This window comes from Sphaerisporangium perillae (assembly GCF_023276435.1).
GTDB lineage: Bacteria > Actinomycetota > Actinomycetes > Streptosporangiales > Streptosporangiaceae > Sphaerisporangium > Sphaerisporangium perillae.
The window spans coordinates 67,413-77,156 of the sequence record NZ_JALLPO010000043.1 but is presented as its reverse complement, the minus strand read 5'-3'; the positions used below and the strand labels follow the sequence as shown (position 1 = coordinate 77,156).

9 protein-coding genes are annotated in these 9,744 nt (G+C 65.3%); 5 read left to right on the top strand and 4 right to left on the bottom strand.

What is annotated here, in order from left to right:
* The 3 genes from MYF83_RS33810 to MYF83_RS33800 form a co-directional block, all read right to left on the bottom strand.
* Positions 1–605 (bottom strand): DUF7662 domain-containing protein (locus MYF83_RS33810; RefSeq protein WP_248964821.1); only part of this gene is annotated, 605 nt, incomplete at its 3' end.
* Positions 606–1,508: 903 nt separating this feature from the next.
* Positions 1,509–1,991 carry a DNA glycosylase AlkZ-like family protein gene (locus MYF83_RS33805; RefSeq protein ID WP_248964820.1) on the bottom strand — a complete coding sequence of 161 codons (483 nt, stop codon included), beginning with the start codon at positions 1,989–1,991 and terminating at the stop codon, positions 1,509–1,511.
* A 61-nt stretch (positions 1,992–2,052) separates the two neighbouring features.
* Positions 2,053–2,352: a DNA glycosylase AlkZ-like family protein gene (locus MYF83_RS33800; protein WP_248964819.1), complete on the bottom strand. Its 300-nt coding sequence runs from the start codon at positions 2,350–2,352 to the stop codon at positions 2,053–2,055.
* A 605-nt stretch (positions 2,353–2,957) separates the two neighbouring features.
* Between MYF83_RS33800 and MYF83_RS33795 the strand changes: the two genes are divergently transcribed.
* The 5 genes from MYF83_RS33795 to MYF83_RS33775 all read left to right on the top strand — a co-directional run bounded on the left by MYF83_RS33795 (position 2,958) and on the right by MYF83_RS33775 (position 7,490).
* On the top strand, positions 2,958–3,536 hold the full coding sequence (locus MYF83_RS33795) for a hypothetical protein (RefSeq protein WP_248964818.1): 579 nt from the start codon (positions 2,958–2,960) through the stop codon (positions 3,534–3,536).
* Positions 3,533–3,670 (top strand): hypothetical protein, encoded by a 138-nt coding sequence (locus MYF83_RS33790; RefSeq protein ID WP_248964817.1) that lies wholly within the window; start codon positions 3,533–3,535, stop codon positions 3,668–3,670. The genes MYF83_RS33795 and MYF83_RS33790 overlap by 4 nt, the downstream gene beginning before the upstream one ends.
* Positions 3,671–3,679: 9 nt before the next feature.
* A complete protein-coding gene (locus MYF83_RS33785; protein ID WP_248964816.1) occupies positions 3,680–5,848 on the top strand; it encodes a hypothetical protein in 2,169 nt (722 codons plus the stop codon).
* Positions 5,849–6,031: 183 nt separating this feature from the next.
* Complete coding sequence (locus tag MYF83_RS33780; protein WP_248964815.1) at positions 6,032–7,240, top strand: DDRGK domain-containing protein; 1,209 nt, start codon at positions 6,032–6,034, stop codon at positions 7,238–7,240.
* Positions 7,131–7,490: a restriction endonuclease gene (locus MYF83_RS33775; protein ID WP_248964814.1), complete on the top strand. Its 360-nt coding sequence runs from the start codon at positions 7,131–7,133 to the stop codon at positions 7,488–7,490. Before MYF83_RS33780 ends, MYF83_RS33775 begins: the two co-directional genes overlap by 110 nt.
* 40 nt (positions 7,491–7,530) lie before the next feature.
* Here the strand turns inward: MYF83_RS33775 and MYF83_RS33770 are convergent, their stop codons facing one another.
* Positions 7,531–9,615 (bottom strand): UvrD-helicase domain-containing protein, encoded by a 2,085-nt coding sequence (locus MYF83_RS33770; protein ID WP_248964813.1) that lies wholly within the window; start codon positions 9,613–9,615, stop codon positions 7,531–7,533.
* Positions 9,616–9,744 lie beyond the last annotated feature (129 nt).

Genomic DNA, 9,744 nt, shown 5'->3' with positions numbered 1-9,744 from the left:
ATCAGCATCGCCTTGAGAATCGCCTGCGCGTACCAATGCCGCGCTTGTGTCGCCGGTGCCGTCGGCTTGGTCTCGCCGGCGCGGCGCGGATCGGAATACCGTCGCCCTGGGTAGCCCTTCACCTCGACGGCGAGGGTCCGGTCACCACGAGTCGCAAGAACGTCGATCCCTTGTTCCTTCGTGGTCGTATCCGCGACGCGCTGGATCCGCCAACCCTGACCGACGAGGTATGTCACGAGCATTGCCTGGGCCCGCGCTTCAGGCATGCCGTCTTCGACTGACGATGTTGAAACCATGATCGACTGGGGCGCCGGTACGGCCCGACTTGGCCTGGGGTTCCGCGCTATGGGATGGGAATCGCCAACGATGCTTCGTGTAAATACCACTCGCCCGGCGCGTTGGTCGACCGACTCGACGCGCCAACCTGCGGCCCGCCACGCCTGAGCTTGGACCTTGGAGTCGTTCGCCCACCATGCACGGTGGTCACGCGCAGAAGGGGGAAGCGATCCGACGAGCGCCTCGACCTCATCGAAACTCATCGTTACGCGGCTCATCTGCTCGGGTCGTGCGGCCAGATAATTCTGCAACGACTCGTACTTGGCCATGAGGGGCTCCTACACGGGCTCCGACGCCACGCCGATCACGTTAGCCACCTCGACCAATCCACGCCATACACGCAGCGGTCATTTACACTCCGAGCCCTGGCCTGAACAGATCACCCGCTATTGCCGCATGCTGGGCACGTCGTGGCCGGTGGCGTCTGGTCGAAGTCCGCAGGTGGGCACAGCGTCAAGGCATGGCTTCATACGATGAGTTGATCCCGGCACGGTCCGCTCCGTTGGACGCCGATCCGTTGCGGGCAGCAACAGCCGCCTATCTCGCCCGGTACAGGGGCACCACGCGGATGCATACCGAGTCCGATCTGCGCATCTACCTGACCTGGTGCACCGACAGAGACGTGAAGCCGTTGACTGCCAAGCGGTATCAGGTCGAGTTGTACGTCCGCTGGCTCCAGGAGGTCCGCGGGTTCCGTCCGTCGACGGTGTCCCTGCGGTTGTCGGTGGTAGCTCTACCGCACCTGCGTCATCGACGGCATCCTGGAGCATTCACCCGCCGACCACGTCCGCCGTCCGAACGTCCCACCCGAATCACCCACCCTCGGGCTCTCGCACCTGCAGTTCGAAGCCCTGCTGTCGGCGGCTCGCGAATCCGCCAACCCCAACGACTTTGCCTTGGTCGCCATGCTCGGTCTCCTCGGGCCCCGGATCTTCGAAGCCACCGGAGCCGACATCCAGACCTCGGCGAGGAGCGCGGCCATCGTGTCCTGCGGGTCGTCGGCAAGGGCAACCGCGTCGTCCTGGTACCACTGCCTCCAGCTGTAGGCCGGGCCCTCGAACGTGCCATCGGTGATTGGATGAGCGGACCGATCCTGCTCAACACCCGCGGTGTCCGGATGGCCGGGTTGCCACATTCGCGGCAGCGTGTCCTTCAGTGTCCAGACACGGTTCTCAGGCCGGGGCGGTGAAGCGGATCTCGTGTGACGCTTTGGGGGCGAGCAAGTCCAGCAGGCCGCCGCCCTCGACGGTCAACGCCTCGCGGTCGGATGTGGACAGCGGTGCGAACGGGTGCACGGTGAGTGTCGCCGCGCCCTGTGCCGTGGCGAATGTCCAGGTCGCCGCGGTGAAGCCGTCGAGGAGCATCAGACGGGGAACCGGTCCGTGCGGATCGAAGTTCTCTTGGCGAAGGCCGTCAGTGACCACTATGGAGCTGTCGTGGTGTGACAGCAGAAGGTTGTCGAAGTCGTACAGGTACCGGGCGGGCGCGCTGACCTGCGGGTCGGGTCGGAGAGGTCGAACAGTTCTGCGCCGTTCTAATCGCGGAACGTCGCCAAGCGGGGCCGGAGCCGGTCGAGCACCTCCGCCAGCCGGGTAAGACCGCACCAGCGCTGCACGTCGCGTACGGTCGCCGGGCCCAACGAGGCATCCGAACATCTCCTTCTGGAGTGTTCGCAACCGCCGATAGAAATCAAGGCAGGACCATCCCGTCGATCGTCTAGTCGGTGCGCAGCGGCACGCCCACCCACGACTCGATCGGCGCGTGGACGGGCCGGCCGCTGGCGCCCCACACGCCGCGCAGCGGGGTCTGTACGACCGGCAGCAGGTTGCGCACCGCGTAGGCGAGGCTCGCCGGGTTGCGGTCCGGCCACCGCTGGGCCAACAGTCTGCCGAGCTCGCCCGGGGTGCAGGGCTGCTCGTCGAGCAGATCCCGGCCCGAGGCCACCACCTTGTCGGTGTCCAGCCCGCGCATCGACCGGCCGTGCGTGTAGTTGTTGAATAGGTCGCTGTCCAGCACCGGCTGCGCTGCAACGGCCCGTCCTACCGGATGCGCACCCACCAGGCCCGCGCCGAAGCACTCCGGCGCACCACCAGCACCGGCCCGGGACAGGCAGGCGCGCCACGAGCACCACCGAGACCCGCCCGTGCGCCCACTGCCAGCCGTTCACCTGGTGCAGCAGCTACCCCGCCCGCCGCTTCTGCGACCCCCGCTGCAAGGCCGCCTGGTGTCGCGAGTCCAAGAACGTCTGCCGCCGTGAGCTTCGCCGCCTGCGCCAAGCAGCCGAGCGGGCCGGACAATTCGGCCAGAACGGCCAGTAGAACCCCGCCGACCGCGAGGACCATGAGGACCGCGTACTGCTCGCCTCACCGGCGGAGGCGATGCACAACTGTCCTTACTGCCACCGCCGAGCGCGGTCTTCGCCCTGCTCATCACCGCCGACGCCAGGAACTCGATAGCTCTGGGGCACTGTCGGCGGAGAAAGCCGATCAGGGAGACGAATCACCGGTTACCGTAACGATCACGGCATGCTGGCCGATGATCGTCTTGCTGTGTGAGTTTCTCGCCCATCTGGCACAGATGCGTGGAAGGGGTGTCCTTTGGCGGCACAGTGGTATGCCCGAATGGCCGATATCCCTGGCATCAGGTTCGCTGGCAGCCCGGACGTCGATCGTGCGCGCCTGCCCGAGGCTCATGTGCGCCCTCGTCAGGAACGCGGCTCGCAGTATCTTTCCTGGCCCAGCCCAGGTGGTGGCGGCACCACCTCGTCCTCTCCTGCGCATCACCGGGCATTCGCCGACACCAAGGGCATGGACATGAACACGCTCGCCCGCTGGGTGTGGGAGGGGCTGGAGTTGCCGGGCATCGCGTCCGACTACCACTTCCTGCTGCAGGGCGCGGTCGAGCAGTTGTGGTCCCGGCGTCGTTCCACCCCGGCTGGACTACAGTTCGTCGAGATCTTTGCTCAGCTGGACCTCAACTTGATCGAGGCGGTCCCGCAAGCTGTGATGGTGAACAGCGCCAAACCCTCGCAGGGCTTCTTCAAGATCGCCAGCGTGCAGACCTGGATGAAACTGCTGGAGGCGGAGGGAGCCCTGCGCGAGGCGCTCGCGGTGAGCCAACGGGCACAGCGGTTCGGGGACGACCACCGACATGAAGAGCTGGAGGCGAAAGTCGCCGCTCTCGATGCGGAGGCACGGTGAGCTCCACCACCCGCCTGGTCGACCTGATCCGGGGCGAGTCGTTCCTGGAGAACGCCTTCATCAAGTGGGTGTTGAGCGTCGCCATGGCTCCCCACCGAACCCGCAGCCGTCCGAGCATTTCGTCGCTGTCGTGAGGAGCACTCATGGGTGAATACGCATTTGCATCCGCCCTCGCGGGTGCAGAACCCGATCAATTCCTGAGAATGGAACACGAAGCCGGCAAGAGCGGCCGGTTCGCCGGGATTGACCGGATGGCCGCGAACATGATCGCAGCCGCCTTGGCAGGGCACACGCTCGTCTCCATCACGCCTGGCCGGCGAGACTTGAAGAACAGCGACATCCTCACGCTCAACACCCTGACCCCGCAGGAGCGCTCCCTTACTGAAGGAACGTTCAGCCTGTCCACGCAGCAGGCGCGAGGCGCCTGGTATCTCACTGAGCAGGCCTCGCTCAAGGCTGGAACGCTCAACATGCCCGCCTACGTCCGCCAGTACCCCTGGCACGCCGCCACCATCGCCGCCGAGGACGTGGCGCGCGTGCACCTGGGCTCCACACCGGACGCTCTGGCGGCATGGTCCCTGCTCATTCCGCTGTTCGACGATCTGATGGCCCCGATCATCTCCCGCGCGGCGGGATCATCGAAGCCGGCCCGCGAACAGGAGGACGCATGGCGGACGGTCCTGGAGATGTACCAGTCTCTAGGAATTGCCGTCACGCCGGAGGTGGAGGCCTTCGCCTATCGCCGCGGCTGGACTCGCCTGGATCGCACTGGACAGATCCAGGCTCGGCTTGCCCTGCTGAACGCGCTGGGCCGTACCGACCCATTGCGAGTTGCGGCGCGTTTCCGCGCCGCACGCATCCAGGCGCTCGTCAGCGCAACCGTGAAGAAGGCACGGCAGGAGACTCCGCTCGCCCGCCGGGTGCTCACCAAAGCGTTGCAGCCGACGCTGAGCGCGTACTTCGGCGGCGACTGGTTGGCCTTCCTCGACTACCTGGAAATGCCGCCGAATCCTGGCGAAGAGATAGTCACTGCCCTGCCGGAGGCAAGGTTGTCCGTCGGCGGACCGGCCAAGGCCGACTCCGTCGCGGCCAAGCAGGGCACCGACATCGGGGACGTCCACGCGATAGTGGCGGCATTCCTGGGCCAGGAAAGTTCTGTCTCTCCCGTCGAACAACGCGTTGATGTTCTGACCCGGTGGTGGGGGCAGTTCGACGTCGTCCACGCTCGCCAGGCGCCGGGGATGCATCCCCTGTGGGGGCTGGTCGAGGATGGCCCGTACGCGATCAAGGCCGGCTTCGGACCGACACGGCAGCTGTACCGCTGGCTCTTAGCTCCGGACCTGGTGGAGGAGGTGAACCGGCTCTGGGACGGCGTCGTATTGCCGCGCTGGCCGGAGACCATCGTCAGTGAGCCCTACCCGCACAGGCAGATGGCCGAGGCCCTTGGTCCCGCCGTCGCGTTCTGGCATGGCATCGCGCTGACCGCATGGTTCGTCTGCGAAGGTCCGACTTCCCGAACCAGCCTTCCAGGCCTGCGCGCCTACTACCAACGGCACCTCACCGAACTCGAACAGGCCGGAACCCCCGTCTACCTCGGCTTGTTCGACGAACTCGAACAGGCCGAGCGCTACCTCGGTCCGCGGCAGCCGGTGTACTCCCAGCAGCAGTCGCTCAACGTGCCCGGCGGCAACCTCGCCATGAGCACCGCCATCGGCGAGCGCCGCGCCGGATTTGAGATCCTCCGCGACATCATCACGCGCCACAGGCAGGGATGGGCCAATCGCTACCTGGCGGAGTACCTCCAGCACCGGTGGAAGAGTGAGCTGACCGACGTGGCCTACGAACTCAACAAGTTCGTCGCCGCCAGCAGCAAGCTTCCGACGTTCAAGCAGTTCGCGCGGTTCGCTGCGAAAGCGGCCAACCACTGGTTCAACGGCGATCTGCCGAGCCTGTACGCGGCCATCGGCGAGAAGGCTCCAGCGACGTCACGACGCGTCGATCTCCTCCCGGGGACCGCGCATGACTTCGTCGACGCGGTCTACGCCGCACTCGGCGGGCCACCCTACGAAGACGTCATGCGAACCGAGTCCGGTTCGAAGCTCGCGGACAACTGCCGTCAGATGGCCAAGCTCGCCGCCGCAAGCGTGTCCTACCTGCAGATCGCCGAGGCGCTCGGCCGTGTTCCTGAGCCGAAGGAGTTCAGCGCTGATCGGCATGATTGGGACTGGGCTGGCGGGCTTGAGCAGGGGTGGCCCACCTACCAGCGCGCCATCGAGCATGTGCTGGCCAGGAGCAACATCGCCCCGAGCTGACATGGGCCCCATGGCTGGGCGCCCCAGGCAGTCGAAGACGCCGCCGCGCTAATTCCGCTTTCACGGAAAATCAAGTAGGGACTCTTCAGGGGTTTTCGCTTACGCTCAGGAGGCGCTCCTCACGTTTTGACGGCCGTGTGAGTACGCAGCGTGTCGGACAGTCGGTCTCCCTTGGGAGGGTCGGTGGCCAAGCGCAAGTCGATTCCCGCTCAGATCTTCGCGGCGTATAAGAAACGGAAGAAAGAGAAAGAACAGGCCGAACGACGAGCGCAGCGGGAACTCGAACAGTGGATGCGCCAGGAAGAACGCGCTGAAGAACAACGGCAGCGGCAGGCCGCCAAGGCAAAGCAGGAGTGGGAGCGCAAAGCCGCAGCGGAGCAACGCGAGCGAGAACAGGCGGAAGCGGCTCGACTCCGCCAGGAGGCGCGTCAAACCCGTGAGGCCGCACAAGCGGCACGTGCTGCCGAAAGCGAGCGAAAGCGTCAGGCCATCGAGCGCCGGATGGCCGACGCCAAGACGCAGACCGAAGAGGTTTACGCGCGCATCGCCGCGCTCGAGGGTCTATTGACGGCTCGAATCCGGGATCTGCGCGACCACAGCAGGCTGGTTGAGCAGATCTTCAACTCGGGCGGGATCGATGCCTTCACCGGTGAGATTGAGCATCTGCTGATGGCCTCGACCTACCCGAACGGGTTCCCACGCAGGTGCAAGGTCGTCTTCCAGCCTGAGGCGCGAGAGCTCCTTATCGATCTCGATCTACCCCGTCGAGACATCGTCCCTGTCGCCGTCGGTTACCGGTATGCCAAGCCCAAGAACGACATCGTGCCCGAACCGCGCAAAGACGCCGAGACTAAGCAGCTGTACGCAGACGCGATTGCCCGCGTCGCCCTTCGCACGCTCGCCGAGACCTTCGACGCCTCTCCCATCCCGCTGGTGGACGCCGTCGTGTTCAGCGGCTACGTCGACGCCAAGGACAAAGCCACCGGCCAGCCGATCCGCCCATGTCTGCTCAGCGTGCGGGCCACCCGAGAGCTATTCGATGAGCTGGTGCTCGACGAACCCGAACTCGACCCAGTCGTCTGCCTCCGCCGCCTCAACGCGATCGTCTCTCCGCACCCCTACGACCTTGAACCAGTCCGTCCCGTGGTCCAGTTCGATCTGTCCAAATACAAATTTGGAGGAGATAGACGTGGTAGCCGGACTGGACAGCCGCCCCAACCTGTTGGACCTCAAGCCAACAGAGTTCGAGCACCTGATCCGCCGCCTGTTCGAGGCGATCGGCATGAAGGCCTGGGTTACCCAATCCTCCAAGGACGAAGGCGTCGACGCAGTCGCCACCAACGAGGATCCCCTCATCGGCGGGCTGTGCGTGATCCAGGCCAAGCGCTATAGCAAGATCGTTGGCCTGGAGGCGGTGCACGCCCTGGCCGGCGTCATGGCGGACAAGGCCGCCGCTAAAGGAATCATGGTCAGCACCTCCTGGTACGGCAAGGCCAGCTACGACTTCGCTGCCCGTACCGGCCGCATGGAACTGATCAGCGGCCGCGAGCTCAAATCGCTTCTCCTGGAACATCTCCACCTGGACGTCTTGATCGGCCTTCCTAAACTTCCGCCAGGCTGGGGGCCGCGAGACATCACCTGATCGAGCGGCTCACGCCAGGTTCTCTGTGTGACGACCATGCTTACGCAGGCAGGAACCGGCTGGGTGCGCCGTGCCAGGAAAGACTGAGTTCTTCTCGCGCGCGGGTAGCGGCCACGAACAGCAGGCAGCGTTCCCGCTGAAGATCCTGGTGGTGTGCGATCAGATCCTCGTCGGCTGGCGTGATCGCGGACGAGGGGGGAACGGCATGCTCGCCGACGCCGATGATCGCAACGCATCGGAACTCCATCCCCTTCATCCGGTGCATCGTGCCCACGCCTACCTCGGCGTCGGTGTGCTTCTTAGCGAGCGCCGCTGCGGGGATACCGGACGCCTTGAGCTTGGCGACGGCCTGGTCGGCGAGCATGTTGGAGCGCGCGGCCACGCCGATCTGGCCGGGTGCGACTCCTTGATCCAGCCATCGCCTGGTGGTTGTCACCAGTCCCTCCAACTCTCCGGACTGGGTCGGGTAACCCTCGAGCAGCGGTGCCGCGCCGTGGACTTCTGACCGATACCCGGCCAGCGAGTCCAGACCGCCGTTCATGTCGTCGATGCGCTCGCCGCGGAGAAGTTCGAGGCTCCAGCGCAGGATCTCTGCCGTCGTCCGATAGTTGATCTTCAATCGGGTGGACCGGCCCGTGATGTCGATGCCCAGCTTCTTCAGCGAGACGCGATAGTCGTAGACCCGCTGGTGGGTGTCGCCTGCCAGGAACAGGTCGTCCCGGCCCCGGCCGGTCGCGGCACGGAGCAGCCGCCAGTGCCACGGGCTCAGATCTTGCGCCTCATCAACGATCACATGTCGGTACGGGGTGCGCTCGCCGGCTTCGAGCAGGCGCGTCGCCTCCTGGCAGATGGTCTCGTACGTCCAGACCTTGTCGGCCTGCAGGCCGTCGGTGAAGGCCGTGATGGCGTCCCAGATCTGTGCCTTTTGGAGGTGGCCCAGTGCCCTTCCTCGGCCCGGCCGCGCCGCTTGCTGATACTCCTCCAATGAGGTGATGCCCTGGGTGAGGACCACCTGGCGCCACTCGTGCGCGAGGAACGCCTCGTCGAATCGCGATGGCAGGCCCAGGGTCCGGATCACCCGGGTCCACCGCTGCTTCTCATCTTCATGCCGTAGGACGGCCAGGTTCCCCGTGCCGCCGGTGACCACGCGGTAGGCGACCCCGTCGATGTGGCGTACCTCGATGCGATCCAGCGCCGTGTCGTCATCGATCAGCTGTCGCAGCGCGGCTTCCATGGTGGATGGGAGTGTTCGGATGAAGGTGGTTACGAGAACGGACTTGGCCTCATCGGACTGTTCCGCGAGGTGCTTGGCGCGGTGGAGAGCCACGACGGTCTTTCCGGTGCCGGGTCCGCCCGTCACCCGCGCGGGTCCGCTGAAGGAGCCGTAGGCGGCATCTCGCTGCGAGGGGTGCAGGTAGATCCGCCAGAAGGCGAATGGTTTGGCGAAGGCGTCCATGAGTTCGTCAGGTCCGCTGACCAAGAGGACCTGCTCGGGAGAGCGTTCGACGGCGGCGGCCACGTCTTCGGGGTCGATCTCCGAGGCCTCTACGGACGCCGGCAGGTTGGCCCAGACCTCGTCCACCGTCATGCCGGAGGCGAGACCCACAAGCACGTCGTGCTGTTGCTTGGGAAAGAAGGCCTGAGCCTTGTCCAGCTGGTCTTCGCTGTTGAAGGTGCGGGCGAAGGCGAGCACCTGAGCGTCGATGCCGAGACGCTCCATGTCGGCATCTTTGACTTGGGCGAAGAGCGGGGACACCTCTTCAGGCGTGATGGATGCCGCCTGCTCCTCCAGGGTCACCAGGTCGCGCATCTCGATGACGCCGGTGGCCGTGTTCACCGTCACCCGGCGCCGTTTGGCCCACTCGTACGCTTTGTCATGTTGCAGCACGTTGAGCAGGACGTAGAGGTCGCCCTTCTCCGGTGCGAGCACCACGCCGCGCCAGAAGTCCGTGATACGGATGGTGTGCATTCGCCCGTCGTGGGCGTTTTTAACCGGTTCCAGGTGCAGTCCGGCATATGTGGCCTCTCCGAACTTGGAGAAAACCTCGATGACCTGATCTTGGACCGACTTCTCGAGTTTGAGGTAGTGGCGGAAGAAGTCCCGGTAGACGCCGAGCCTCGCCATGCCCTATCTCCCTCGCGTTCCCGCCGCTGCTGAGCGTGATCGTACCGGTACAACACGCCAACTTTGCACTGATATCGCAATGTAACGCGCCAGTCGTGTACCAGACGGTCGCCTAGGTCTAGCTTTACA